Below are 24,485 nucleotides of genomic sequence, written 5' to 3'. Positions count from 1 at the left end.
CCCCCCCCCCCCCCCCCCCCCCCCCCCCCCCCCCCCCCCCCCCCCCCCCCCCCCCCCCCCCCCCCCCCCCCCCCCCCCCCCCCCCCCCCCCCCCCCCCCCCCCCCCCCCCCCCCCCCCCCCCCCCGCGCTCCGGTCGGGGGGCTGCCGGCTGGAGCGCCGGGCTCAGAGCTGCGGGAAGCGCGGGTAGAGGTACCCGGGGCCCCAGTACGCGCCGTAGCCCCACCATCCGTACACGTCCTCGTAGTAGGCCGGGTCGCGGGTCACCTCGGGGTCATACGCGGGGACGTCGGTCATCCGGGCGCGGTCCCGGTCGATCTGGACCTGGTCGGGCTGGACCGACGTCACGGCGTCCACGGGGACCAGGAACCGGTCCTTCCCGATGCCCAGGAACCCGCCCGAGCCGATCTGCAGGAACCGGACGCGGCACTCCTCGTCGTCGACGAGGAGGTCCTCGACCGTGCCGATCTCCTCGCCGCTGCTGTCGACGGCCGAGCGTGCACGGACGTCAGCGGCCGGGTCGGCGATGGTCCGGTCCGTCTCGCTCAGTGGCACCAGGCGGCCTGGGGTGTTCGTGGCGGTCATCTCTCTCCTCAGCTGTCTCGTCGTGTTCTCCGCCGTCCTCGGTGGTGGACGGTGAGCTGCCGTGCGCGGCCGGCCCCTCAGCCGTTGCCGGGGTCGATGAGGGCCAGCCCCGATGCCGGGTCGTGCCGGCGATGCAGGTGGGCAGGGCTCGTCGTCAGGACCAGCTCGAGGGTCGGGCGGGTCACGGCACGCAGCAGGTGGCCGCCGATCGTCGAGCCGTCCCGTCGGCCGCAGACGGCGTGCGCGTGCACCTGCCACCCGCCCGAGCCGTCGAGCGTGATGTCCCCGGTCAGCGCGAGGACCTCGACCTGGTCGGTGACGGGGATCTCGGCGTACTCCTGGTCGTCCAGGTCGTAGAAGCCCAGCGTGGCCTCCGAGAAGGCGCCGATGCCGGTGAACGACGTGGCCGGGAGGCGGTTCTCGGTGGCCCAGTCGGTGAGGCCGGCGACGACCTCCTCGCCGGTGCTGAAGACGACGGCGTGCTGGCGGGGCGGGCCGTCGGTGAGAGCGGACGTCTGCACGTCGTTCCTCCTCCGCCCGGCCGGACGCGAGGTCGCGCATGCGGCCGGGCACGGTGGCTCGGCCGGGAGCGGTCGTGATCGGGCCGCTTCCGGCGCCGGTCGTGACGTCGGCCCCGCTCCGTGGGAGGCGACGTCCTGAAGCACCTACCCGCCGCGGCGCCGGCTCAACACGGACCCGCACCCGGCGGGTCGGTCACCGGCCGCGGCGCCAGGCCGCGAGCGCGGTGGCCAGCACTCCGGTGCCGACGGCGGCGAGCGCCCCGTGGTGGCGGCTCGCCCAGATCTGGGGGTCCCGGCTGCGGGCCTGGTGCGGGAAGCTCCCCTGGGCGCCGAAGTCCCGCCCGCCGGCGCCGTCGGCGGGCTCCCACAGGTTCACCGGGTCGTCGGACGACGCCTGCTCGCCCCGCTGCTGGCCGTCGTAGCCGGTGCGGGCCAGGTACCAGTCGAGGAACTGCGGCCACACCTTGTTGCCGAGGATCGTGTAGACCGTCGGCGTCCCGATCCACCACGCGCGGCGCCGCGGGTGCTCGCTGGCGTGCACCAGGGCCTCCGCCATCGGCGCCACGGCGTAGATCGGCGGCACCGGCTGCGGGCGCTCCGGGAGGCGGTTGAGCACCCAGTCGAACTGGGGGGTGTTGACCCCGGGCAGGTTGACCATCGTCACCCGCACGTTGCTGCCGTCGTGCTTGAGCTCGGTCAGCAGCGACTCGGTGAAGCCCTTGATCGCATGCTTCGCCCCGCAGTACACGCTCTGCAGCGGGATGCCCCGGTAGGCCAGCGCCGACCCGGTCTGCACGATCACCCCGCGGTCGCGGGGGCGCATCCGGCGCAGCGCCGACATCGTGCCGTGCACGAACCCGAGGTAGGTCACCTCGGTCACCCGGGCCCACTCCTCGGCGGAGATCTGGTCGAAGGGCGCGAACACCGTGCTGAACGCGACGTTGCACCACACGTCGATCGGGCCGAGCTCGGCCTCCACCCGGTCGGCGGCGGCGTCGACGGCTGCGGCGTCGGCGACGTCGACCGGGACCACCAGCGGGGTGCCGCCGGCCGCGCGGACCTCGTCGGCGGCGGCCGCCAGCCCGGTCTCCCCGCGGGCCAGCAGGGCCACCCGGTCACCCCGGCGGCCGAAGGCGACGGCGGCCGCGCGGCCGATCCCACCGCTGGCCCCGGTCACCACCACCACCCGCCCGGCGGATGACTCCTGTGAAACGGTCACGTCTCTCCTCCGCGTCTGTGGGCCAGGACCCGCCTGGCCTCCGTCGGTGTGCGCGACGGGGGGCGTGGGCAAACCCGCCGCGACGTCCCGGGAGGCGGGGGACGACCCCCATCGCCATGATCATCCGCATGGTCGACACGGGGGACGGGCGCGTGAGCGGGTCCGGGCAGCCACCGCTCGACCGCTGGGAGCGGGCCGCGGCGCAGGACCGGCAGCGCGCCCGCGACGACGCGCACGCCTTCCTCCACCGGCGTCCGTTCGGTCAGTACCTCGTCGTCCAGGTGGCGTGGGGCTGCCTGGGTGCGGTGGTGGGCCTGCTGCTCAGCGGCTGGGAGCTCGCCACCGTGAACTTCCTGCTCCTGGCCGGTGGGGGGCTGCTGGTCCGCGAGTACGTCCGCCGCCGCTACGCCCGGGACCGGGACCTGGACCGAGACCGGGACATCGAGCCCGAGGGCTGAGTGGGCGACGGGTCAGGAGGTCGGCGGCAGCAGGCGCGGGGCGAAGACCTCGTCGATCGGCCGCGGACCGACGTACTGCCGGCAGCTGCACGCCACCCACGTGTGCCCGGCCCACTTGCCCCGCTTGGTGTAGGCGTCGCGGGCGACCTCGGAGTGGCAGGTGCCCCGCTCCGGGTCGTGCTGGCTCAGCGGGTGACCGCAGCTGCAGGTCGCCTGCGGCAGTGCCGGCGTCGCGTTCCGCCGGCGGCCCAGCCGCCCGGCGACGTAGCCGGCCGCCAGCAACGCGCCGCCCACCAGCAGGCTCACCGGCTCCACTGGCCACCTCCTCGACTCACCGCTCCAACGGTAGCGCCGTCGGGTGGTCAGGTGACAGCGATGATTGACCAGTTGTGGCCTGGGGCACACAGAAGTGCGTGAACAGCTACGCCGTCGGCTTCGCCCGACCAGACCGCCGGTCCTGGGCCCAGCCGGCCGACCAGCCCATGTCCTGGCACGCGGTGGAGGCCCACCGCCCCGCCGACGAGCTCGACGGGGAGGTGGAGCTCGCCGTGTGCGGGGCGATCGTGCAGGTCTGGGGGTCGCAGCGGTGGGAGCGGGTCGGCGCCGGACGGTCCGGCTGCGCCGAGTGCCGACGGCGGACGGCGCCGGAGCTGCAGCAGGTGAGTTGAGTCAGATCGACTGGGGCGGCTCGGGAGCCGTCCGCGGCGCGGACCGGCGGCCGGTGATCGCGGAGATGCCGGTGACCTCCCGGCCCACGATGAGCGCCTGCACGTGGTCGGTGCCCTCGAAGGTGTAGATTGCCTCGATGTCCGCGTGGTGCCGGGCCACGTGGTGCTCCAGCAGGATGCCGTCGCCGCCGAGCAGGTCCCGCGCGTCGGCCACGATCGCCCGGGCCTTCTTCGCGTTGTTCATCTTCGCCAGCGACGCCATCGCCGCGGTCATCCGGTCTTGGTCGGCCAGCACCGACAGCCGCCAGCACAGCAGCTGCATGCTGGTGATCTCCGCCAGCATCCGGGCCAGCTTCTCCTGCACCAGCTGGTAGCCGGCGATCGGCTGGCCGAACTGCTCCCGCCGCAGCGTGTGCGCCAGCGCCAGCTCGTAGGCGGCCTCGGCCACGCCCAGCGCCCGCCAGGCCACCGTGTACCGGGTGCGGTCGAGCACCTTCGCGACGTCCTTGAACGAGGAGCAGCGGGCCAGCCGGTTCTCCGCCGGTACCCGCACGCCGTCGAGGGTGATCTCGGCCTGCCACACCGCCCGGAGGGCGGTCTTCCCGGTCATCCGGGTCGCGGTCCAGCCGGTCGAGCCGTTCGGGACGACGAAGCCGCCGACGTCGCCGTTCTCGTCGCGCGCCCAGATCAGCACCAGGTCGGCGATGGTGCCGTTGCCGATCCACTTCTTCGCGCCGGTGAGCACGTACTCGTCGCCGTCCCTGCGTGCCTGCGTCTCCAGCGCGACGGCGTCCGAGCCGTGCTGCGGCTCGGTGAGCCCGAACGCGCCGATCGTCTCCAGCCGGGCCATCGCCGGTAGCCAGCGCTCCTGCTGCTCGTCGCTGCCGAGCATGGCGATCGACTGCATGGCCAGGAAGCTGTGCACCCCGTAGAACGTGCCCAGGCTGCCGTCGGCGCGGGCCCACTCGCGGGCCACCAGGCCGGCCGCGACCGCGCTCATCCCGGGCGATCCGTGGCCCCGGACGGTGCCACCGGCGATGCCCAGCCCGGCGATGCCCGGCAGCAGCGCGAAGGGGAACTCCGCGCGTTCCCAGTAGTCGTTGATCACCGGGGTGACCTCGCGGGCGCAGAACTCCCGCACCCGGTCGCGGACCTCGACCTCCGCCGGTGCCAGGAGGTCCTCGAGGACGTAGAAGTCGGTGCCGGACGGGGTGGTGGCAGCGCTGCTCACCCGGCGGACGTTACGCCCGGCTCGGGCTCACCGGCGTTCGAGGGTGCCGCGCAGGTAGGCGGCCTGCCCGGCGTGCTGCAGGTCGTCGGTGATCACGCTGACCAGCCGGACGCCGAGGGTCACCGGCGGGTCCCAGCGCTCGTCGACGACGCGGTCGAGGTCGGGGTCGGTGAGGCCGCGGACGAACTCCGCCGTCCGGCGGTGCACCTCGGCGGAGTAGCCGGCCAGCAGGTCCGGGTCGGTGACCCGGGTGGCGGCGACGTCGTCGCTGCTGAAGCCGTAGCCGATGGCCGCGGCGTCGAACGGGAGGTCGAACCGGTCGGCCCAGCCGGCACCGGTCCAGGCCTGCTCGCGGCCGGCCACCTCGGCGACGTGGTCGTCCTGCACCCGGACGAGGTGCCAGACCAGCCAGGCGATGGTGTTGGCCTCGGGGTCGATCCGCTCGTTCAGCAGGGCCGGGTCGAGGCCGTCGAGCACACCCCGGACGGCACCCGCGACGTTGTCGAAGGCGGTCAGCAGCAGGTCACGGCTCAGCATGCCGCCCGACTACCCGGTGAACGGGTGGCGTCAACCGGCCCATCCCGACCGGCGGGTCGCGCGAGGCGCGCCGGATGGGTGCGGCGGGGGGTTGCGGCCGGGGCCGGGGCGACGTTGAGTGCCCCTCGTCGCGTTCGTGCCGGCGTTGGGGGAGACGTCCGGAGCGCAAGACCGCGTGCGGTCGCCGGGCGTTCCCCCGGGTCGGCCTGGGTTCGCAGTGGGGGACGTGCACCGATGGACGATCGCCAGGGCCACGGGCCGCTGGGCGGGCCACGCCACGCTGCGCCCCGGCCGTGCCGAAGCCGGGGCAGCCGTGTGGCCGCCGCCGGGCTGGCCGCCGGCCTGCTGATCGCCATGGGGCAGCCGGACGGCGCTGCAAGCACCCGGCCGGCCGCCCCGCAACCCCCCGACGACCCGTTGCCGTGGGCCGCCTCCCTCCCGCGCTCCGGCGGTCAGGTCGCAGAAGACGTACCGCCGTGGCGCCCCGAGTCGCCGCCGGACCCGCCGACGCCCGCGGAGGAGATGACCGCCTCCGCGCCGGCAGCCGAGGTCCACCCCGTCGTCCAGGCGCCCGGGAGCTCACCGCTGGCTGCCGGCGGGATCCCGGCGGTGGCACTGCGGGCCTACACCCGGGCGGCGGAGCAGGCACCCGCGGCGTGCGCGATCAGGTGGGAGCTGGTCGCGGCGATCGGCCGGGTCGAGTCGAACCACGGCCGGTTCGCCGGTGCGGCGCTGCAGCCCGACGGCACCTCGGCCCCGCGCATCGTCGGCATCGCGCTGACCGGCGCCGGGGCGACGGCGGAGATCCGGGACACCGACCAGGGCCGGCTGGACGGCGACGCCACCTACGACCGCGCCGTCGGGCCGATGCAGTTCATCCCCTCGACCTGGGCGCGCTACGCCGCCGATGGCGACGGTGACGGGCGCAGCGACCCCTTCGACCTCGACGATGCCGCCGCCGCGGCCGCCCGCTACCTGTGCGCCGCCGGGGGTGACCTGTCGACCCTGGCCGGTCAGGCCCGCGCGGTGTTCGCCTACAACCACTCCACCGCCTACGTCGCCTCGGTGCTGGAACTGGCCGCCGGCTACGCGGGGACGGCGACGCCCCCGCCCGCCCCTGCGTCGGCCGCCCCGCCGCCGGCCCCGGACCTGGAGTCGCCGGACCCCGCCCCGGAACCGCCGGGGGTTCTGCTGGCCGCCGAGCCTGCTCCGGCCGCCGCTCCGGCGCCGGGCCCGATCCCGGAGCCGAGCCCCGCGCCGGACCCGGAGCCCACTCCCGCGCCGACGCCCGGCCCGGAGCCCACTCCGCCTGCGCCTGCGCCGACGCCCGGCCCGGAGCCCACTCCTGCGCCGACGCCCGGCCCGGAGCCCACTCGTGCGCCGACGCCCGCTCCGGAGCCCACTCCCGCTCCGGAGCCAACGCCCACGCCCGGCCCGGAGCCCACTCCCGCTCCGGAGCCAACGCCCACGCCCGGCCCGGAGCCCACTCCCGAGCCGACGCCCGGCCCGGAGCCCACCCCCTCGCCGGCGCCCGGGGCGTGCGACCCCGAGTCGTGGACCGTCGACGTCCGTGACGGTTCCGGCGAGCCGGTGACCGCGGAGGCGTTCGCCGCGGAACTGCGGGAGGACGGCGCCGTCGTCGGGTCCGTGGCGCTCACCGACGCCCGGGCGGAGTCGGCCCTGGAGTTTCCGGCCGGCCGGGAGGACGAAGCCCGGGTGCTCGCCGAGGCACTGGGGCTGGCCGGACGTGTGCACGAGGCCGACGTCCCTCAGCTCACCGTGGTCGTCGGCGCCGACCTGGGGGACCTGCTGGCGGTGCTCGCCGAACTGCCGGGCCTGCCGACGCGGCCGTGCGAGGTGCCGCCGGAGGACTGACCGGGGCTCGGGGCGCTAGGTTGCCCCGAGCGTCCGACCCGGCAGGAGGCCCGTGTTCTTCTTCCTCTCCCGGCTGACCCGTGTGGTGGGCAGCCGGCTGCACGGCTGGCGGCTGCCGCTGCTGGTCATCGTGGTCGTCTTCCTCACCAGTTGGCTGGCCATGGCGCTGGTCGAGCCCCCGGGCAGCGAGATCGCCGCGCCGGGCAACTACTGGTGGTACTTCGTGGTCACCGCGGCGACGGTGGGCTACGGCGACCTGTTCCCGGTGTCCACCGCCGGCCACGTCGTCGGCACGTACGTCATCGTCGGCGGGATCGTCACGCTGACCCTGCTGTTCACGCGGCTGTCCGACTATCTGTCGACGGTCCGCGGCAAACGCCTGAGAGGTGTCGTGGCACTGGACCTGACCGACCACGTCGTCGTGCTGGGGTACACCCCGGGACGCACCGAGCGGATCCTCACCGAGTTGGTGACCGAGGGGTGCGGGGAGATCGTGCTGTGCGCGTGGGAGGACGTCGCCGAGCACCCGGTGCCCGAGCAGACCACGGTCTCCTTCGTCCGCGGCGACCTGACCGGCATCGACGTGATGACCCGGGCATGCGTCGCCCGCGCGCGGACGGTCATCGTCGACGGGCGCGACGACAACGAGACGCTGGCGATCGCGCTCGCTGCCGACCACGCCAACTCCGACGCGCACATGGTGGCCGCGCTGCGTGACCTCGGCCGCCGGGACGCCCTGCGCTACGTCGACCCGCGGATCGCCTGCGTGCAGTGGCACATGCCCTACCTGCTCACCGAGGAGGCGCTGGACCCGGGCATCACCGACGTCTACACCGACGTGATGAGCCATGGCGGGCACGGCAACACCTACTCGGTGCGGCTGCCCGCCGGCCACCGGTTCGCCGCCTTCGGCGACTGCCAGACGCACCTGGGTCGGGAGTTCGGCGCGACGGTCCTGGCGGTGCGCGACGGTGGCGAGCTGGCGGTCAGCCCGCCGTGGGACACCCCGGTGCCGGAGGGGATGACGCTCTACTACATCGGGCGCCGGCGGATCGAGCCGCGGGAGCTGCTCAGCCGCTGACCGGCGCGCCGGGCGAGTCGGCGGGCAGCAGCGTGCTGAGCAGCCGGGCGGTGTGCTCGACCGTGGGCAGGAAGCGCGCCGTGGTGCGCGGTTGAGCCCGCGCGGAGAACCCGCACAGCGTGCCGAACAGCTCGCCGGAGCGGGTCACCAGCGGCACCCCGACGTAGGCGGCGATCCGGCCGGGATGGCCGGCCAGCAGCTGGGAGTAGACCGGGACGGCGGCGGTGACGGTCGCGACCCGGGGCCCGGTGCCGCTCACCATCGCCCGGCAGAAGGTCTGCTCCCACGGGAAGGACGTTCCGGCGGGGACGGCCTCGCGGGGATGGGCGTGCAGCACGACCTGCTCGGTCCCGGTCACCTCGGTCAGCATCCAGACGTCGAGCCCGACGGTCCGGTGCAGGTGGGTGAGGGAGGCCCGGACGGCCGCGGGCCAGTCGTCGAACGGCGCGAGGTCGTCGACCACCAGAGGGCGCATGCGGCACCTTGGTCCCGCGCCCGGCCGCACGTCAATGCCCCCGGCCGCTCGGGATCCGGTACAGCCGGGTCCACACGCTGGGTCAGCGGCCGACCGCGATCAGTTCTCGAGTCGCAGTCGCCGGCGCAGCACCTCGTCCTCGCGCCGCAGCACGACACCGACCAGCTCCCGGACGGCGGCCTCCGCCTGCCGCCCGATCAGCGGGGCGTCGACCGAGGCCTCGCCGGTCACCGTCGAGCGGCTGCCGGCAGCGTCCGGGAGCAGGTGCCGCTCACCGGTGACCCGCACCATGCGGCCGAACACCTCGGCCTGCACGTCCAGGTCGCTGCGGTGACCACCGGCGCCGTCCGGTGTCCAGGCGGTGCGTTCGAGGACGGACACGCGGTCGCCGACGAAGCGGGCGAACACCGGGGGGATGCCGGTGGTCGGCGCCGAGAGCCGTACCTCCGTGCGGGGGCGGTCGCCGTCGGCGGACACGGTCAGGTCCTGCACCTGGGCGCCGAGCGCGGCCGCACGCTCGCGGAGGAACGACTCATCGGTCAGCACGGCCAGCACCGTGTCCGGGGCGGCCGGGTAGCGCTCGCTCAGGTCGAAGGGCACACCTCATCCTGCCGCCGGCCGGCTGGGACCGCGCTCCGCGGCTCAGTTGTCCCGGCCGACGATCCGGAGGTGGGGCCGGGTGCGCACTCCGGCGGGTTCGATCACCGGGAGCCCTGCCGCACGGCGCACGCGGTACTCGGGGACGCCGAGCGACCGGGCCAGCGCCCGAGCCACCCGGTCGCTGACGTAGACGGACATGCTCCCTGCGACCAACCCCCGGATCGCCTCCTTGGAGAGCGTCCCCTCGGTCCGCTGAGCCGCGTCCTCCGCGGTGAGACCGGCTCGAACAGCCGGCGCCAGATGAGCCGCTGCAGCGGGAGTTGGTGGATGGTCACCAGTGCGTCGATAACCGCCGGTCGGCGCGAGAAACGTCCACCGCCGGGGTGGCGCTCAGGGGAGTCCCAGTTCCGCGCGTGCAGCGGAGAGGGCGGTGGCGGGCGGGGGCAGCCGGCCAGACGCCAGCACCGCGCCGTCGGCGATCAGCGACTCCACGGCCAGCCCGGCGCGCACCGAGCGCCGCAGCGCGGCGCCCCGCAGGCCCCGGCGCCGCCCGTCGCCCACCAGGGCGGGCACCAGCCACAGCCAGTTGGACGGGGAGACGACCTCCACGGCCACCTCGTCGGGCAGTCCACCGCGCAGGGCGCGGTAGACCGCACCGACCGGGTCGTTGCTGCTCGTGCCCCGGTGGCCCGGGTGGGCGTGCCCGCCGGCGTCGAAGGGGCGCACGTCCCCGCTGCAGCACCCGCCCCCGGCCGGGCCGCGCGCACCGCGGACGAGCACGACCCGCGGGCTCACCGCGGCTCCTCCTGGGAGGCCGCCGACCGGTCCTCGGCACCCGCCGTCGTCCGCCGGTCACGGAACGCGGCGCGCAGCGCCAGCGCGGCCTCGACGATCAGCCACAGGGCCAGCAGGAAGATGACCGCGTCCAGCGGGGCCAGCACCCACTGGTCGTCGCGGACGAAGTTGCGCAGGTTCACCAGCAGCGCCCACGAGGTCATCAGCAGCAGGAACACGAGCGGGATCAGCACCGCCACCGGGCTGCGGCCGCGGCGGGTGACCCACACGGCGATCACGGCCAGCGCCAGGCCGGCGGTGAGCTGGTTGGTGGTTCCGAACAGCTGCCACAGCACGCCGAAGGTGTAGCCGGCCTCGCCGCCGCCGGGGAGCAGCGCCATCCCCAGCGGGATGAGCACGGCGATGGTGGTGGCGAGGGTGAGGTTGCGGGCCAGCACCCGGATGCCGGTGAGCTCACCGATCTCCTGGACGACGTAGCGCTGCAGCCGCACGCCGGTGTCCATCGTGGTGGCCGCGAAGCTGATCACCACGACCGCGGCGAAGATGGTGGCGATGTCCAGCGGGACGGCCAGGTTGTTGGCGAAGACCGCGACGCCGTTGACGAAGTTGCCGGTGGCGCCGCCGCTGGCGGTGGCGAAGTCGGGGTAGAGCGCCTCCCACTCGGCCTGGGAGGCGGCCACGCCCGCGGTGGCGGCGAGCACCGCGCCGGTGGCCAGCGAGCCCTCGCCGACGGCGCCCATGTAGCCCACGTACCGGGCGTCGGTCTCCCGGTCCAGCTGCTTGGAGGTCGTCCCGGAGGCGACGAGCGAGTGGAAGCCGGAGATGGCGCCGCAGGCGATGGTGATGAACAGGAACGGGAAGAAGCTCGGCGAGCCCTCCGGGACGTCGTTGACCACCGGCGCCTGGATGGTGTTCAGGCCGACGATCACGCCGAGGGAGATGACGCCCAGGGCGATGAACAGCTGGTGGCTGTTGATGTAGTCGCGCGGCTGGAGCAGCACCCACACCGGGATGCGGGAGGCGACCCAGGTGTAGACGAACAGCAGGATCACCCAGAGGTTGCGGGTCTGCTCGAACCCGAGCGTCTCGGCCAGCCCGTCGAGGGAGATCGGGAACGCGTTGCCCACCAGGATCAGCGCGTACAGGATCAGCACCCCGACGATCGAGGGGATGAGCGCCGAGGAGCGGGTCTTGTAGATGTACTGGCCGATGGCCATCGCGACCGGGATCTCCACCACGATCGGGATGACCGCCCCGGGGTTGTTCACGAACAGGTTGCCGATGACCACGGCGAAGACGGCGTTCACCAGGGTCAGCAGGAAGAAGATGATCGCCAGGAACAGGCCCCGGGCGCGGCCGTTGACGACCTCCCCGGCGAGGGTGCCGATGCTGCGGGCCTTGTGCCGCACCGACACGACCAGCGAGCCGAAGTCGTGCACGCCGGCGGCGAAGATCGTGCCCAGCACGATCCAGGTCAGCGCCGGCCCCCACCCCCAGAACACCGCGATCGCCGGGCCGACGATGGGCGCGGCCCCCGCGACGGAGGTGAAGTGATGGCCGAACAGGACGTGCTTGTTGGTGGGCACGAAGTCCACGCCGTCGTTGAACTCGTGCGCCGGCGTGACGAACGCCGGGTCGAGCACGTACACCTTCTGGGCCAGGTAGCGGGAGTAGTACCGGTACCCGAGGAAGAACAGCACCCCGACCACGGCGGCCACGACGACTGCGGGCACGGCGACCTCCAGCGCAGGGCGGCCCGAGCGGCCGCAGGCCCGCAGAGTAGACAGTGAACGTGACAGAGCGCACAACTCCGACGCGGGCGATTCGCGCCGCCGGCCTCGCCGAGCTGGTCTGGCGACGCCCCGGCAGCCCGCCCGGAGCACTCGGCGTGGTCCCGCTGCTGCTCGGCGAGCGACCGGCCGTGGCCCTGCCGTGGGCGCAGGTGGCGGCCGCCCGCAGCGTCGCCGCCGCGGGCGCCGCGGCGCTCGTCCTCTCCGATCCGCGGCTCACCGGGCCCGGCTGGGAGCCGCTCGCGCTGAGTGGCCGGTGCACCCTGGTCGAGGACGGCGACGGCCGCCTGTTCACCGACGAGCTGCTGCCGCAGGAGCTGCGCAAGCACCCGCCGTCCCGGGCGCTGGCCGACTCGGCGATGCTCCGCCGGGAGCACTGGTGGTACCTGCCGCGGCTCGTCCTCGTGCTCGAGGACGTCCGGGTCGTCCCGACGAGACGCCGCGACGGGCCGGCCGACGCCGTCCTCGCGGTCGACGACGGCGGCCTGCACGCCGGCACCGTGCGGGTGGGGGAGTGGGGCGCCGATCCGCTGGTGCTCGACGGTGCCCCGGCGACGACCGGCCCGGCGACGCTCGTCGGGCAGGAGGTCTCGGTGCCCGACGCCGAGCGGTGGACCGTGCACGTGACCACCGGGCGGCTGGCCGACGGGCGGCTGACCGACGTCACGCCGGCGGCCGGCCGCGAGCTGGAGCCGACGCCCGGGCTGCTGGCCCGGGTACGCCGGCAGCGAGCGCTGCACCGGACCTGCCTCGCCGCCCTCCGGGACGCCGGGCACGCCTGACCGGCGGGGGGGGGGGGGCAGGCCGCGTCGTCGCGCAGGGCGCCGGCGTCGCCGGCCCGCGCCGCCTCGATGCGCAGCCGGGTCAGCTCGGCCCGTGCCTCGGACAGGTCGCCGGCCGAGCGCAGCAGGTGGGCGAGCGCGCCGGCGTTGTCCGCGCGCGCCGCGCGGGCGAGCTCATCGAGGAGCTCGCGGCGGGCGCCTTCCTGCTCGCCGTGCTGCACGAGCCGGGCGACGCCGTTGACCGTGCTGCGGACGTCCTGGATCAGCAGCGGGGCCTGCCGCACCAGGTAACCGAACAGGACCAGCAGGTCGAACGGCAGGCGCACCAGCGCGATGACCGCCCCGACCAGGCCGAACCGCGGTGGTGGTGGAGGGGTGGCCGGGCCGAGGTCGTCGTGGTCGAGCAGCGCCTTGCCCCGGCGATGCCGGCGTTGTTGAAGATGACGTCGAGCTTGCCGAAGACGTCGACCGCGCGCTGCACGGCGGCCTCGACGTCGGAGTACACCGAGGCCGCCCAGCTCGGCACCGTCGCCGACCATGCCCACGACCGGGGCGTGGCGATGACCTTCGAGGTGCTGAACCGCTACGAGTCGGCGTTGATCAACACCGCCCGGCAGGCGCGGGACTTCGTGGCCGCGAGCGGGTCGGCGCACCTCCGGGTGCACCTGGACACCTTCCACATGGCGGTGGAGGAGGCCGACATGCTCGGCGCGGTCCGGGAGACGGCGCCGGTCCTCGGGTACCTGGAGCTGGGCCAGTCCGGCCGGGGGCCGCTGTCGGCCGGTTCGGTCGACGTCGAGGCGGTCGTCCGCGCGGCGATCGGCGCCGGGTACGGCGGACGGGTGGGGCTGGAGGCGTTCTCCCGGTCGGTGCTGTCGAGCGAGGCGAGCGACCTGCTCGCCATCTGGCGGGAGCCCTACGCCGACGGGGCGGCGGCCGAGGCGATCGAGCTGGTCCGGAAGGCCGAGGCGGCAGTGGGGTCGGTCAGCGACAGCCCGAGCTGAGCGCCGCGCGCCGCGCGCCGCGTGTCCACCGGTCCATCCGGGCGGCCCGGGGGTTGAGTCCCCGGGCCGCCCGGAGGTCAGGCGGCCGTGTCGTCCAGCTGGGCGCGCAACCCGGCCAGCACCTCGAGGGTCACCGGGGACCCGGGGAAGGTGGCGAGCTTGCGCATCGGCATGCTGCCGATCATCTTGCGCAGCTCCGGGTCGGCCAGCATCCCGCCGGCGCCGGCCACCAGCGGCGCCAGCAGCGGGCCGCCGGCGGGGTGCGCCAGCCACTCGTCGAGCGTCGAGTCGTCATCCAGCGGCAACGCCAGCGGCGGGGTCTCCACGGTGACCGTCCCGGTCAGCCGCAGGTCCCGCGATGACGCCCCGACGGCGATGTCGAACTCCCCACCTTCGAGCACCCAGTCCCGCAGCACGGGGTGCCAGTAGCTCAGGTCCCGCCGGGTCAGTGCCAGCTCCACCCGCTGCGACGCCCCCGGCGCCAGGTCGACCTTGGTGAAGGCCTTCAGCTCGCGCACCGGGCGGGCGACCTGGCTGACCGGGTCGCCCACGTAGACCTGGACGACCTCCTTGCCGGGGCGGTCACCGGTGTTGGTCACCGTCACCGCCACGGTCACCGGGTGCTCGGCCTCGGCACCGTGCACGGTCACGGCCAGGTCCGACCAGCCGAACGTCGTGTACGACAGCCCGTGCCCGAACGGATAGCTCACCTGCTGCGCGCTCGCGTCGTAGCCCCGGTAGCCGACGAACACCCCCTCGCCGTACCGCACCACCCCGAACTCCCCGGGGAAGTTCAGGTGCGCGGAGCTGTCCTCCAGCCGCAGCGGGATCGTCTCGGCCAGCCGCCCGGACGGGTTGACCCGGCCGAACAGCAGATCGGCGACGGCGGCGCCCCCGGCCTGCCCGAGCAGCCACCCCTCCAGGACGGCGCGGGCGTGCTGCTCCCAGTCCGACACCTGCACCGCCGAGCCGTTGGCCAGCACCACGACGACCCGATCGTTGACCTCGGCCACCGCGCGCAACAGGGCCACCTGGTTCTTCGGCAGCTGGATGTGCTCCCGGTCGAACCCCTCGGACTCGTAGCTGGCCGGCAGGCCGAGGAAGACCACGGCGACCCCGGCGTCCCGGGCGGCGGCGACTGCCTCGGCGCGCAGCGCCTCGTCGTCGGCGGTGGTGTCGACGCCGAAGCCGGCGGCGAAGGTGACGCGGTCCCCGGCCACCTCGCGGATCGCGGCGAGCGCGTCGTCCAGCCGGGTGGGGTTGACCTGCGAACTACCGGCGCCCTGGTAGCGGGGGGTGCGGGCGAACTCGCCGATGACAGCGATCGTGCCGGTGCCGGCCGGGTCCAGCGGGAGCAGGTCGGCGTCGTTCTTCAGCAGCACCGCGCACTCGGCGGCCACCTCGCGGGCCAGCGCGTGGTGGGCGGCGGGGTCGAACCGGCCACCGTCGACGACGGCCGGCAACGTCCGGTCCACCAGGGTCAGCAGCCGCTCGACCGCCCGGTCGAGCACCGCCTCGTCCAGTTCTCCGGCCCGCACCGCGGCGACGATCTGCGCGTCGGTGGCCCCGCCGCTGGCGGGCATCTCCAGCTCCAGGCCCGCGGCCAGGCCGGCGACCCGGTCGTTGACCGCGCCCCAGTCGGAGACGACGACGCCGTCGAAGCCCCACTCGTCACGCAGCACCTCGGTGAGCAGCCACGGGTGCTCGGAGGCGTACGTGCCGTTGACCCGGTTGTAGGAGCACATCACCGTCCACGGCTGCGCCTCGGTGACCACCCGCTCGAACCCGGCCAGGTAGATCTCGCGCAGCGTGCGCTCGTCCACCTCCGCGGATACCCGCAGCCGGTCGGTCTCCTGGTTGTTGGCCGCGTAGTGCTTCAGCGAGGTGCCGACGCCCTGGCTCTGGATGCCGCGGACCAGGGCGGCGCCGAGGACCCCGCTGATCAGCGGGTCCTCCGACAGGTACTCGAAGTTGCGGCCGCACAGCGGGGAGCGCTTGGTGTTGATCCCCGGCCCGAGCAGGACGGCGACCTGCTCGGCGCGGGTCTCCGTCCCGAGGGCAGCCCCGACCCGCTGGAGCAGCTGTGGGTCCCAGGAGGAGCCGAGCGCGGCGGCTGTCGGGAAGCAGGTGGCCGGCACCGAGGCGTTCAGGCCCACATGGTCGGCGGACCCGGCCTGCTTGCGGAGCCCGTGCGGGCCGTCGGTGACCATCACCGCCGGGATGCCGAGCCGTTCCACCGGCTGGGTGTGCCAGAAGTCCGAGCCCGAGCACAGCGACGCCTTCTCCTCCAGGGTCAGCTGGGCGAGCAGGGCGGGGACGTCGAGCCGGGTGCGCGTTGCGTCGACCAGGGTCATGCGGATGCGCCTCCAAAAGGCAGGTCGTAGGTCAGGCCGGTGCCGAACCGGAACAGCGGATCGGCGGTGTCGAAGGGGACGTCGGTGCGGCTGGCGAGCACCGCGGCGGTCGAGGACGGCAGGTCGAACGGCAGCCGGCCACGCGGGGCCGCCACCCCGAAGAGCACGTCGAACAGCGCGTCGTCGCTGGAGCCGAAGCTGGCCAGCAGGGCCGCCGCGGCGCCGGCGATCTCCGGGAGCACCGCCGGGCGGTCCAGGTGGACGTCGACCACCGTGGGCACCGTGGCGCACAGCTGCTCGATCCGAGCCCGTTCCTCGGCCGGGTACTCCAGCGACCCGGCGTGGAAGAAGGCCTCGAAGCCGCCGGGTCGCGGCTCGTACGGCCCCTCCAGCCGGACGACGGCGACGTCGGCGTCCGCGGGGGAGTCGACGACCACGCCGAACCGGCCGGCGACGGCGGGGTCGACGCCTTCCACGTAGATCCGCAGCCCGCGGCCCAGCGGCAGCAGCGGCGCGCCCTCCCGGCCGTTGGTCAGCAGGGTGAGGGCGGCCCGCTGGGCGGCCGCACCGGCGGCCCGGAACTCCGCCCGACCGACAGTGGCCGCCGCGGCGTCCTCGTCGAGGGCGGGCTGGTCGAACAGGCCGAGCACGAACTTCTCCCGCAGCAGCCGGCGCACCGAGACGTCGATGCGCGCCTCCGGCACCCGGCCGGACTCCACCAGCTCGACCACCAGCTCGGGGCAGGACTCACCGCCGAACTGGTCGACGCCGGCCGCCAGCGCACGCTCGGCCCGCTCCAGCGGGGTGAGGTGCTCCAGACCCCAGGCCCGGGCCGGCATCTCCTGGCCCATGATCACCGCGTCGGTGAGCAGGCCCCAGTCGGTGCAGACGATCCCGTCGAAGCCGTAGCGCTCGCGCAGCAGGCCGGTGATCACCCCGTGGTTGAAGCCGAAGGCCACCTCCTCGTACTCGGTGCCCACCGGCATGCCGTAATAGGGCATCACCTGCGCGGCTCCCGCCGCGAACGCCGCCTCGAACGGGCGGAGGTGGTGCTCGAAGGCGCCCCCGGGGTAGACCTGCTCCCGGCCGTAGGCGAAGTGCGGGTCCTCGCCGTCCAGCTGCGGGCCGCCGCCGGGGAAGTGCTTGACCATGGTCGCGACCGACGTCGTCCCCAGTTGCTCGCCCTGGAAGCCACGGACGTAGGCCAGGACGAGCCGGGAGGTCAGCTCGGCGTCCTCCCCGAAGGTGCCGTTGATCCGCGACCAGCGCGGCTCGGTGGCCAGGTCGATCTGCGGGTGCAGCGCCACCCGCAGGCCGACGGCCAGGTACTCCTGGCGAACCGTGTCGGCGAAGTGCGCCACCGTCTCCGGGTCACCGATCGCGGCCAGGCCCAGGGGCTCCGGCCACTGCGCGAACGGGCCGGCCATCGCCGCAGTCCCAGGGTTGTCGGTGAACGCGCTGCGCGGGTCGGTGGAGACGGTGACCGGGATGCCCAGCCGGGTCGACGCCGCCAGCTCCTGCAGCCGGTTGTGCCAGCGGGCGAGCTCCCGGGCGGTGGGGGCGGCGCCGAGCAGGTTGAAGTGGGTCATCGAGCGGCCGACGACCATCTCCTGCGCGGAGGGCAGCCCGAACGCCGGGTTGCCCTCGGGCAGCGTGCCGTCCGGACCGACGGTCAGCATCGTGTGGAACATCAGGCCGGCCTTCTCCGCCAGCGCCATGCGGGCGAGCAGGTCCTCGACCCGGTCGGCGACCGGGGCCTGCGGGTCCCGGTAGATGGCCTCCTGGATCGCGGTCACCGGACCGACCGGACGCGGTAGACGGCGAGCGCACCGGCCAGCGCGACGAGCGCGCCGAAGACGTACCAGGTCGGGTAGCCGCCCAGGGCCGTCCCCTCGCCGAGCGCGATCACCGCCGGTGCGATGAGGGGAGCCAGCGACTGGGGGAGGGCGTTGGCGATGTTGAGCACCCCGAGGTCCTTCGCGGTGTCCTCGGGGTCGGGCAGCACCTGGGTGGCCAGCGCCAGGTCGACCGACATGAACGAGCCGGCACCCAACCCGATGATCCCCTGGGCGAGGACGACGACGCCGACGCTCGGCGCGAAGGCGAGCAGCAGGAGCCCCAGGACCATGATCCCGCCCGCGGCGGCCACGAACGGACGGCGCTTGCCGGCGCGGTCGGACAGCCAGCCACCGGCCGCGCTGGACACGACCATCGCCACGGCGCTGGCCGCGCTCGCCGCCAGCACGGTCGCCACCACCTGGGACTCCTCCAGCCCGAATTGGCTCTGCAGGAAGTAGGGCAGGTAGGTGGCGATGCCGGCGTAGCCGAACATCACCAGGAACTTGGACAGCCAGGTCCAGCCGAAGTCCGGGTGCTTGCGCGGGTCGAAGACGAACGAACCGAGGAACTCCCGGGGGCCGAAGCGCTCGGTGGGCTTGCTCGCGCGCACCTTGTCCTTGAGCAGGGCGGCGAAGAGGAAGGACAGCAGCAGGCCGAGGGCAGCCGGCGCGACGAAACGGGTGACGTCGGAGCTGAACAGGTTGGCGATCAGCGAACCGGTGAGGATCGCCAACGGGATGCCGATGCCCACCAGCCCGGAGGCCAGGCCGCGGCGGTGCTCGGGGACCTGGTCGGGCAGCGTTGCGTTGACCGCGGCCAGGGTGCCGTTGAGCAGCGCCTGGGCGATGCACCAGCCGACCAGCAGCATCCACACGCTGCTGGCGGTGCCGACGAGGAGCAGGCCGAGGAACCCGCCGATCGCTCCGCCGACGATCCAGGGCCGGCGCATGCCCATCCGTGAGGTGGTGCGGTCCGACAGCCGGCCGACCAGCGGGTTGCAGACGAGTGCGAACAGCGCGCCGACGCCCAGGACGGTGCCGAGCACCGACGCCTGCCGCTCCTCACCGACCAGGTGCTGGACCTTCAGCGCCATGGTCAGCATGACCGGCGTCAGCAGCGCGATGTAGACGCCGAAGTTGGTCAGGGCGAGCGTCGGCAGGTAGGCCGCCGGCTCACGGCCGGCCGGCTCCTTGACGGGGAGCGGGGTCGCCGCCTCGGCGGCGGCGGTGAGCACGGGCTCGTGCGGGGGGACGGTCATGACGACTCCCGGTCCGGTGCGACCTCCATTGGTCGCCGTGGCGGGGACGGTAGACCAATACTTACCAGCCGGTAAAGATTTGTCGCCTGGGAGGATCGTGTGACCACGTCCCGACTGGATCCGGAGGAGGTCGGCATGACGGCTCCGTCCACCCGGGGGTACGCCAAGGGTCGCGCCCGCCGCGCCGAGATCCTCGACGCCGCGATCACGCTGTTCGGCGAGGTCGGCTACCGCTCGGCCTCGGTCCGGGAGATCGCGCAGCGGGTAGGCATCTCCCACGTCGCGCTGCTGCACCACTTCGGCGGCAAGGAGGAGCTGCTGGCCGCGGTCCTCGCGCACCGTGAGGAGCGGGACGTCGAGGAGTTCGGCTTCGAGTCGGCGCACGGCCTCGAGGTGCTCCGCCGGCTCATCGCGCTCGTCGCGGCGAACGCCGGGCGCCCCGGGATCGTCGAGCTCTACTGCGTCCTGTCCGCGGAGGCGACGGCGGCCGGCCACCCGGCGCACGACTACTTCCGGGAGCGGTACGCACGGGTGCGCGCCGTGCTGCAAGGGGCGTTCGAGGCCGTGGCGGTGGCCGGCGAGCTCCGACCGGGGGTCGACCCCCGGGCTGCAGCGGCCGGGGTCATCGCGCTGACCGACGGGCTGCAGGTGCAGTGGCTGCTGGACCGCGACTCCACCGACATGGCCGCGGAGCTGCGCCACTGGGTGAACGGCATGCTCGTCGACCCGCTGTAGCGGCGCGCGCGTGCGTGGGTGTCCGTGCACGGCCCGGGAGCTTGCGCCGCGAGGTGGACCCGGCCAGGGTGTGCCCATGCTCGGGCTGACGGTGCGCGCGCCGTACCTGTGGTTCGGCGGGCTGTACGCCGCGGCGCTGCTGGTGGCGCAGCTGCCCGGCGACCCGGGCGGCTCGTTCCCGCTGCCGTGGCTGGCCGTGGATGCGGTGCTGACCTTCCTGGCCTGGCGGGGGAGCCGGGTGGCGTGGGTGGTGCTGCTGACCCTCCACCTGCTGTTCCTGGGCAGCTTCCTCCTGCTGGCGTGGCCGATCGGGGGACAGCTCGCCGCGTTCTACGGCCTGCTGGCGCTGGCGGTGGTGCCGCTGCTCAGTCGGGAGGCCCGCGCGGCGCGGCCCGTGGTCGCGACCTGAGCCGGTCTCACCGCCGGTCGAAGCGGGTGACCTGGTCGGGGCTGGCGGTGAACGGGTTGGCCCACTCCGACGCGGCGCCGGTGATGGGCTGGGCGTCGGTGACCACGGTGAACGGCGACCCCGGGTAGATCGCCAACACCCGGGACGCCGAGGTGAGCTCTTCGGTGTGCTCGAGCACCTCCCCGCGGCGCAGCAGCCTGGTCGTGCGCTCGCCGCGCAGCTCTTCGCCGACCTCGGCGGTCCACCGGGCGTCGTCCTGCGTGAAGGTGATCGCGCGGACCCGCTCGCCGGCCGGGGCGGGCTCGCAGCCGGCGAACTCCGCCAGCGCGTCGTAGAGCCGCTCGGCCTGCTCGGCGTCGGCGGCGCGGGGGACGAAGAAGGCGACCATGACGTCAGCCTGCCCGCCGACACCGACGCTTTCGTGTCGACCCGGTGGGATGACCCCGGGTCGGGGGAACCCGGAGCCCGCGGCTACCCGGCGTGACGATCAGGGGGTGAGATCCACGGGTGACCCGACCCCAGGACCGCCCGACGCCGCCGCTCAGCCAGCCGAGGCAGGTGATGGCGTCGCTGCTCACCGTGGGGGCCGTTGCCGCCCTGATGCTGTTCGCCACCTTCGGGCAGTTCACCGTCGAGGAGAGCCCGTTCCCGCGGTCGGTGGTCCAGCCGGAGCACTCGCCAGGACGCAGCTGACGGCCACGGTCCGACGATCGCCGGACCGAGGGCCGCGCTCGTGACGGCGGCGCGGTGGTGGGGCGGGTGGGGCTCGAACCCACGACCCAGGGATTATGAGTCCCATGCTCTGACCGGCTGAGCTACCGCCCCAGGGCGTTCACGCTAGCGGTCGCCCTCAGTCGCCCAGCACGGTGCTGCCCAGCACGGCACCGTCGGCGTCCAGCGCCTCCACGGCCACGTACGCCGGGTCGCCGTCCACCGGGACCGCCGTCTCGAAGCCGGTGCGCCGCACCGGGTCGCCGGCCACCGCGCTCTCCTCGTCGTTCCCGGTCAGGAGCCGCCAGGCGGCGACCTCCGTGGCGCCGTTCCAGCTGACGTGCACCCTGCCGGCCTCCCGCACCGCATCGGGATCGGTGTCCGGCCGGCCGGTCCACTGGGCACGATCGATGCGGTAGTTGTCCCCGCCGCCGAGGGCCGCGTCGTAGCGCAGCGTGCCGTCGGCGGCGAACTCCGAGTAGAACGGCCGCGACCCCCAGCCGATCAGGACGCTGCCGTCCGGCAGCTGCTGGAAGCTGCCCTGGCTGCCGGCCAGCCGGTCCGGGTCGGGCGGCAGGTACTCGGTGACCACGGTGGCCGTTCTCGCCTGCTCGTCCAGGGCCAGGCGCAGTCCGCGGGACGTCGGGCCGATGTCGGGTTCGGACTGGTTGTCGAAGAGCGTCAGCGTGCCGTCGGCCTGGCGTTCGGCATCGTGCTGCCAGGCGAACTCCACGCCCTCGCCGAGGTCGAAGTCGCTCGCTTCGCCACCGAGCGTCCACTCGACGGCACCGGTCGCCCGGTCGACGTCGTAGACCGCCCAGGTGTTGCGCGCGGAGACCAGCAGCGACCCGTCGGAGTCCTCGGCGACCGAGTTGACGTGGAACCAGTCGAACGGCTTCTCCTCGGTGCCGCCGTCCTCGGGCAGCTCGCTCCGGGTCTGCTCCAGCGGCACGTGGTCCAGGGCGCTCCACTGGAGGACGACCTCGCCGGTGGCGACGTCCACCTCCTGGACGACGCCGTCCCAGATCCAGCCGTCCTCGGGGCCGCCCACCGGCGTGAGGTCGTGCTCCTGCTTGACGTAGGCGGTGAGCAGCATCGTCCCCCGGTCGGTCAGCCGTCCCTCGTGGAAGTCGGCCTGGCCGGGGTCGAGGTCGCCGCCGGTGGTGACCGTGCCGATCTCCTCGTAGGACTCGTCGACGAGCACGAACTCGCCGGCTCCCAGCCCGACGACAGGGCTCTCGCCGCGCCACCAGGTGAGCACCGGCTCGCCGCGGAAGGTCTGCACCCGGACGTCGTAGGCGCGCCCGTCGGTGGGGTGGATCCAGACCGGCTCCCCGGCGTCGTCGACGATCAGCACCCCGGTGAGCGGTGCGCCCTCGCTCTTGGGCCCCAGGAACACCAGGGAGCCGTCGGAGGCGCGTGCCGGCCCGCGCTGGTCGATGTCCAGATCGGGGGCGACGAGGTCGGGGCGGCTCACGAACTCCAGCGCCGGACCGGTGCTCGCCGCCGCTTCCGAGGTTGCCTCCTCACCCCAGCCGCAGGAGGTCAGCAGCAGTGCGAGGCACGTTGCCGCTGCGATCTGCCGGGCGTGTCCGCGGTGCACCTCTGGAGAATCTCAGGCGCGTGCAACTCGAACGCTCGCCGCATGCCGATCGAGCTGTCGGACCGCCACTAGCCTGGGCCAGGTGCGCGCAGACCAGTCAGGCAGTTCCACGGTCCCCGTTCCCGACGGTGGCCTCCGCACCGCGCCCGGCCACGTGGTCCGCGGCCTGGCGATGGGGGCCGCGGAGGTGGTGCCCGGCGTCAGCGGCGGCACCGTCGCCCTGGTCCTCGGGGTGTACGAGCGGCTGATCGACGGCGCCGCGCACGTCGTCACCAGCCTGCGCTACGCGGTCACCGGGCGGCTCGCCGAGGCGCGCGCGGAGATCGGCCGCGCGCACTGGTGGACGATCCTGCCCCTGCTGGCCGGCATGGCCGTCGCCGTAGTCGTCGGCGCCCGGTTGCTGGAGCCGCTGATCGAGGACCACCCGGTCGGCGCCCGGGCGGTCTTCTTCGGCATGGTGCTGTTCTCCATCGTCGCCCCGGCCCGGATGGTCGGGCGCTGGTCGACCCGCGACGTCGTCGTCGCCGTGCTGGCGGCCATCGCCGCCTTCCTGCTCACCGGCCTGCCGCCCGGCGGCGACGCGACCCCGGCCTTGCCCGTGGTGGTGCTCGCCGCCGCGGTGGCGATCTGCGCCCTGGTGCTGCCCGGCATCTCCGGGTCCTTCATCCTGCTGACCCTCGGCCTCTACGGCCCCACGCTGGCGGCGGTCAACTCCCGCGACCTCGCCTACGTCGGGGCCTTCGCCCTGGGGGCCGCTCTCGGCCTCGGGCTGTTCGTCAAGGCGTTGCAGGCGGCCCTGCGCTCCCACCACGCGCTGACGCTGGCCCTGATGACCGGCCTGATGGTCGGCTCGCTGCGCGCCCTGTGGCCGTGGCAGACCGAGGACCGCGCCCTGCTGGCACCCGACGACGGCGCCCTCGCCATGGCCGCGCTGGCGCTCGGTGCCGGCCTGCTGGTCGCCCTCGCCCTCACCGTGCAGACCCGGCTGGACCGCCGGGCGGCAGCGGAGGCCCTGGCGCGACACCGGGCCTGACCGGCAGACTCGTCGGGGGTCTACCAGCGCGGCCCCGGATGCGCCGAGCTGTCCACACCGTGGGATGGACACTTTCTGCCTGAATCGTCCACCTTTCGCTGCGAAAGCCGTGGTCGACGTGCGCCTCACTCGTCCCACTGGACACATCGGGCCTCAGACGTCTCGTTCGCCCCAGCTCGCACTGGCGCGCCGAGCGGCCCGTCGGGCAGACTGACGACCGGTTGCTCCTGGAGCCGCCGCAGTGTGAACGCAGTGCCACCGAACACGACAGGTCCGTTGGGGAAGACGAACCAGTCGAGTCGATGGAGGTGCGCCGTGCAGCGACGGTCAACCCAGGGTGTCGTCTTCGTGCACGCGTGCCCGAAGGCGTTGTGCCAGCACGTCGAATGGGCGCTCGAGCGCGTCGTCGGCGCGCCGGTGTCTTTGACGTGGGCTGACCAGCCCGTGGCGCACGGCTCCTACCGTGCCGAGATCGCCTGGACGGGCGCCCCCGGCACCGGGGCCAAGCTGGTTGCTGCCCTGAAGCAGTGGCCGATGCTGCGCTTCGAGGTGACCGAGGAGGCCAGCCACGGCAACGACGGTGAGCGCATGTCCTACGTGCCCGGGCACGGGGTGCACCGTGCGCCGGTCAGCGCCAACGGCGACCTGATCATCACCGAGCAGCAGCTGCGGCACCTGGCCGCCACCGCCACCTCGGTCGAGGCGTTCCGGCACGGCGTCGACCAGCTCCTGGGCGCCGCCTGGGACGCCGACCTCGAGGCCTACCGGTACGCCGGTGACGCCGCCCCGGTCACCTGGCTGCACCAGGTCGTCTGACGGCAGGCGGCGTCCCGACTCGACCGCCGCCCAGCCGAACGCGCAACGGCCCGGCACCCCTCGAGGGTGCCGGGCCGTTCGTCGTCCTGGCTCACCGTGCCTGCTCCT

At 74.2% G+C, this 24,485-nt stretch carries 27 protein-coding genes and 1 tRNA gene; 11 read left to right on the top strand and 17 right to left on the bottom strand.

The features are described from left to right. Window positions 1-163: 163 nt before the first annotated feature. The 3 genes from ACI79A_RS17620 to ACI79A_RS17610 form a co-directional block, all read right to left on the bottom strand. Window positions 164-583 (bottom strand): PRC-barrel domain-containing protein, encoded by a 420-nt coding sequence (locus ACI79A_RS17620; protein WP_457085056.1) that lies wholly within the window; start codon window positions 581-583, stop codon window positions 164-166. A 77-nt stretch (window positions 584-660) separates the two neighbouring features. Beyond that, window positions 661-1,104 carry a PPC domain-containing DNA-binding protein gene (locus ACI79A_RS17615; RefSeq protein WP_457085055.1) on the bottom strand — a complete coding sequence of 148 codons (444 nt, stop codon included), beginning with the start codon at window positions 1,102-1,104 and terminating at the stop codon, window positions 661-663. 193 nt (window positions 1,105-1,297) lie between these two features. After that, a complete protein-coding gene (locus ACI79A_RS17610) occupies window positions 1,298-2,323 on the bottom strand; it encodes an SDR family oxidoreductase (protein WP_457085054.1) in 1,026 nt (341 codons plus the stop codon). Between the two features lie 152 nt (window positions 2,324-2,475). On the opposite strand from ACI79A_RS17610, the gene ACI79A_RS17605 reads away from it, so the two are divergent. Beyond that, the gene (locus ACI79A_RS17605) at window positions 2,476-2,781 is read left to right on the top strand and encodes a hypothetical protein (protein WP_457085053.1); all 306 of its coding nucleotides are present in this window, start codon (window positions 2,476-2,478) and stop codon (window positions 2,779-2,781) included. A 12-nt stretch (window positions 2,782-2,793) separates the two neighbouring features. Here the strand turns inward: ACI79A_RS17605 and ACI79A_RS17600 are convergent, their stop codons facing one another. Further along, complete coding sequence (locus ACI79A_RS17600; protein WP_457085052.1) at window positions 2,794-3,096, bottom strand: hypothetical protein; 303 nt, start codon at window positions 3,094-3,096, stop codon at window positions 2,794-2,796. 98 nt (window positions 3,097-3,194) lie between these two features. Here ACI79A_RS17600 and ACI79A_RS17595 point away from each other — a divergent pair, with 98 nt between their 5' ends. After that, complete coding sequence (locus ACI79A_RS17595; protein ID WP_457085051.1) at window positions 3,195-3,449, top strand: hypothetical protein; 255 nt, start codon at window positions 3,195-3,197, stop codon at window positions 3,447-3,449. Window position 3,450: 1 nt separating this feature from the next. Here ACI79A_RS17595 and ACI79A_RS17590 read toward each other — a convergent pair whose 3' ends face one another. Together ACI79A_RS17590 and ACI79A_RS17585 are read right to left on the bottom strand one after the other, a co-directional pair. After that, window positions 3,451-4,680, bottom strand: a complete 1,230-nt coding sequence (locus ACI79A_RS17590) for an acyl-CoA dehydrogenase family protein (protein ID WP_457085050.1) — start codon at window positions 4,678-4,680, stop codon at window positions 3,451-3,453. Between the two features lie 27 nt (window positions 4,681-4,707). Then, window positions 4,708-5,217 (bottom strand): mycothiol transferase, encoded by a 510-nt coding sequence (locus ACI79A_RS17585; protein ID WP_457085049.1) that lies wholly within the window; start codon window positions 5,215-5,217, stop codon window positions 4,708-4,710. Between the two features lie 315 nt (window positions 5,218-5,532). On the opposite strand from ACI79A_RS17585, the gene ACI79A_RS17580 reads away from it, so the two are divergent. Together ACI79A_RS17580 and ACI79A_RS17575 are read left to right on the top strand one after the other, a co-directional pair. Further along, window positions 5,533-7,092 (top strand): lytic murein transglycosylase, encoded by a 1,560-nt coding sequence (locus tag ACI79A_RS17580; RefSeq protein ID WP_457085048.1) that lies wholly within the window; start codon window positions 5,533-5,535, stop codon window positions 7,090-7,092. Between the two features lie 52 nt (window positions 7,093-7,144). Then, window positions 7,145-8,173 (top strand): ion channel, encoded by a 1,029-nt coding sequence (locus ACI79A_RS17575; RefSeq protein ID WP_457085047.1) that lies wholly within the window; start codon window positions 7,145-7,147, stop codon window positions 8,171-8,173. Here ACI79A_RS17575 and ACI79A_RS17570 read toward each other — a convergent pair. The 5 genes from ACI79A_RS17570 to ACI79A_RS17550 form a co-directional block, all read right to left on the bottom strand. Further along, entirely contained in the window at window positions 8,163-8,648 is a 486-nt protein-coding gene (locus ACI79A_RS17570; protein WP_457085046.1) for a GAF domain-containing protein, read from the bottom strand. The two genes, ACI79A_RS17575 and ACI79A_RS17570, sit on opposite strands and share 11 nt — an antisense overlap. Window positions 8,649-8,747: 99 nt before the next feature. Then, a complete protein-coding gene (locus ACI79A_RS17565; RefSeq protein WP_457085045.1) occupies window positions 8,748-9,248 on the bottom strand; it encodes a DUF2505 domain-containing protein in 501 nt (166 codons plus the stop codon). Between the two features lie 42 nt (window positions 9,249-9,290). Further along, complete coding sequence (locus ACI79A_RS17560; protein WP_457085044.1) at window positions 9,291-9,446, bottom strand: hypothetical protein; 156 nt, start codon at window positions 9,444-9,446, stop codon at window positions 9,291-9,293. Window positions 9,447-9,638: 192 nt separating this feature from the next. Continuing rightward, window positions 9,639-10,043 carry a hypothetical protein gene (locus ACI79A_RS17555; protein ID WP_457085043.1) on the bottom strand — a complete coding sequence of 135 codons (405 nt, stop codon included), beginning with the start codon at window positions 10,041-10,043 and terminating at the stop codon, window positions 9,639-9,641. Next, window positions 10,040-11,776 carry a carbon starvation CstA family protein gene (locus ACI79A_RS17550; protein ID WP_457085042.1) on the bottom strand — a complete coding sequence of 579 codons (1,737 nt, stop codon included), beginning with the start codon at window positions 11,774-11,776 and terminating at the stop codon, window positions 10,040-10,042. The genes ACI79A_RS17555 and ACI79A_RS17550 overlap by 4 nt, the downstream gene beginning before the upstream one ends. Before the next feature lie 59 nt (window positions 11,777-11,835). Between ACI79A_RS17550 and ACI79A_RS17545 the strand changes: the two genes are divergently transcribed. Together ACI79A_RS17545 and ACI79A_RS17540 are read left to right on the top strand one after the other, a co-directional pair. Next, window positions 11,836-12,615 carry a hypothetical protein gene (locus ACI79A_RS17545; protein WP_457085041.1) on the top strand — a complete coding sequence of 260 codons (780 nt, stop codon included), beginning with the start codon at window positions 11,836-11,838 and terminating at the stop codon, window positions 12,613-12,615. A 128-nt stretch (window positions 12,616-12,743) separates the two neighbouring features. Next, entirely contained in the window at window positions 12,744-13,619 is an 876-nt protein-coding gene (locus tag ACI79A_RS17540) for a TIM barrel protein (RefSeq protein WP_457085040.1), read from the top strand. Window positions 13,620-13,696: 77 nt separating this feature from the next. On the opposite strand, the gene ACI79A_RS17535 is transcribed toward ACI79A_RS17540, so the two are convergent. The 3 genes from ACI79A_RS17535 to ACI79A_RS17525 are packed head-to-tail and all read right to left on the bottom strand — an operon-like array spanning window position 13,697 to window position 19,070. Continuing rightward, complete coding sequence (locus ACI79A_RS17535; RefSeq protein ID WP_457085039.1) at window positions 13,697-15,973, bottom strand: glycoside hydrolase family 3 C-terminal domain-containing protein; 2,277 nt, start codon at window positions 15,971-15,973, stop codon at window positions 13,697-13,699. Further along, window positions 15,970-17,769 carry a glycoside hydrolase family 3 protein gene (locus tag ACI79A_RS17530; protein WP_457085038.1) on the bottom strand — a complete coding sequence of 600 codons (1,800 nt, stop codon included), beginning with the start codon at window positions 17,767-17,769 and terminating at the stop codon, window positions 15,970-15,972. Before ACI79A_RS17530 ends, ACI79A_RS17535 begins: the two co-directional genes overlap by 4 nt. Then, window positions 17,766-19,070: an MFS transporter gene (locus ACI79A_RS17525; protein WP_457085037.1), complete on the bottom strand. Its 1,305-nt coding sequence runs from the start codon at window positions 19,068-19,070 to the stop codon at window positions 17,766-17,768. The genes ACI79A_RS17530 and ACI79A_RS17525 overlap by 4 nt, the downstream gene beginning before the upstream one ends. Before the next feature lie 135 nt (window positions 19,071-19,205). Here ACI79A_RS17525 and ACI79A_RS17520 point away from each other — a divergent pair, with 135 nt between their 5' ends. Together ACI79A_RS17520 and ACI79A_RS17515 are read left to right on the top strand one after the other, a co-directional pair. Next, window positions 19,206-19,805, top strand: coding sequence for a TetR/AcrR family transcriptional regulator (locus ACI79A_RS17520; RefSeq protein ID WP_457085036.1), 600 nt, complete (start codon window positions 19,206-19,208; stop codon window positions 19,803-19,805). A 76-nt stretch (window positions 19,806-19,881) separates the two neighbouring features. Continuing rightward, window positions 19,882-20,214, top strand: a complete 333-nt coding sequence (locus tag ACI79A_RS17515; protein WP_457085035.1) for a hypothetical protein — start codon at window positions 19,882-19,884, stop codon at window positions 20,212-20,214. Window positions 20,215-20,221: 7 nt separating this feature from the next. Here ACI79A_RS17515 and ACI79A_RS17510 read toward each other — a convergent pair whose 3' ends face one another. After that, a complete protein-coding gene (locus tag ACI79A_RS17510; RefSeq protein WP_457085034.1) occupies window positions 20,222-20,602 on the bottom strand; it encodes a hypothetical protein in 381 nt (126 codons plus the stop codon). 119 nt (window positions 20,603-20,721) lie between these two features. Between ACI79A_RS17510 and ACI79A_RS17505 the strand changes: the two genes are divergently transcribed. Beyond that, window positions 20,722-20,907 (top strand): hypothetical protein, encoded by a 186-nt coding sequence (locus ACI79A_RS17505; protein ID WP_457085033.1) that lies wholly within the window; start codon window positions 20,722-20,724, stop codon window positions 20,905-20,907. A 55-nt stretch (window positions 20,908-20,962) separates the two neighbouring features. On the opposite strand, the gene ACI79A_RS17500 is transcribed toward ACI79A_RS17505, so the two are convergent. Together ACI79A_RS17500 and ACI79A_RS17495 are read right to left on the bottom strand one after the other, a co-directional pair. Next, window positions 20,963-21,039 (bottom strand) — tRNA-Ile (locus tag ACI79A_RS17500). A 25-nt stretch (window positions 21,040-21,064) separates the two neighbouring features. Beyond that, complete coding sequence (locus ACI79A_RS17495; protein WP_457085032.1) at window positions 21,065-22,402, bottom strand: arylsulfotransferase family protein; 1,338 nt, start codon at window positions 22,400-22,402, stop codon at window positions 21,065-21,067. Window positions 22,403-22,610: 208 nt separating this feature from the next. Here ACI79A_RS17495 and ACI79A_RS17490 point away from each other — a divergent pair, with 208 nt between their 5' ends. Beyond that, a complete protein-coding gene (locus ACI79A_RS17490; RefSeq protein ID WP_457085031.1) occupies window positions 22,611-23,561 on the top strand; it encodes a DUF368 domain-containing protein in 951 nt (316 codons plus the stop codon). A 315-nt stretch (window positions 23,562-23,876) separates the two neighbouring features. After that, complete coding sequence (locus ACI79A_RS17485) at window positions 23,877-24,377, top strand: DUF3145 domain-containing protein (RefSeq protein WP_457085030.1); 501 nt, start codon at window positions 23,877-23,879, stop codon at window positions 24,375-24,377. Window positions 24,378-24,485 lie beyond the last annotated feature (108 nt).

The organism is Modestobacter sp. SYSU DS0657 (assembly GCF_054050925.1).
Note: the sequence above shows the minus strand (reverse complement) of the source record. Positions and strands in the feature narration are given on the sequence as shown.

What these genes read in the sequence shown, in the direction of transcription:
- ACI79A_RS17525 (WP_457085037.1), bottom strand. Translation starts at nt 19,070, where the DNA reads ATGACCGTCCCCCCGCACGAGCCCGTGCTCACCGCCGCCGCCGAGGCG.
- ACI79A_RS17520 (WP_457085036.1), top strand. Translation starts at nt 19,206, where the DNA reads ATGACGGCTCCGTCCACCCGGGGGTACGCCAAGGGTCGCGCCCGCCGC.
- ACI79A_RS17570 (WP_457085046.1), bottom strand. Translation starts at nt 8,648, where the DNA reads ATGCGCCCTCTGGTGGTCGACGACCTCGCGCCGTTCGACGACTGGCCC.
- ACI79A_RS17515 (WP_457085035.1), top strand. Translation starts at nt 19,882, where the DNA reads ATGCTCGGGCTGACGGTGCGCGCGCCGTACCTGTGGTTCGGCGGGCTG.
- ACI79A_RS17560 (WP_457085044.1), bottom strand. Translation starts at nt 9,446, where the DNA reads ATGTCCGTCTACGTCAGCGACCGGGTGGCTCGGGCGCTGGCCCGGTCG.
- ACI79A_RS17620 (WP_457085056.1), bottom strand. Translation starts at nt 583, where the DNA reads ATGACCGCCACGAACACCCCAGGCCGCCTGGTGCCACTGAGCGAGACG.
- ACI79A_RS17535 (WP_457085039.1), bottom strand. Translation starts at nt 15,973, where the DNA reads ATGACCCTGGTCGACGCAACGCGCACCCGGCTCGACGTCCCCGCCCTG.
- ACI79A_RS17510 (WP_457085034.1), bottom strand. Translation starts at nt 20,602, where the DNA reads ATGGTCGCCTTCTTCGTCCCCCGCGCCGCCGACGCCGAGCAGGCCGAG.
- ACI79A_RS17585 (WP_457085049.1), bottom strand. Translation starts at nt 5,217, where the DNA reads ATGCTGAGCCGTGACCTGCTGCTGACCGCCTTCGACAACGTCGCGGGT.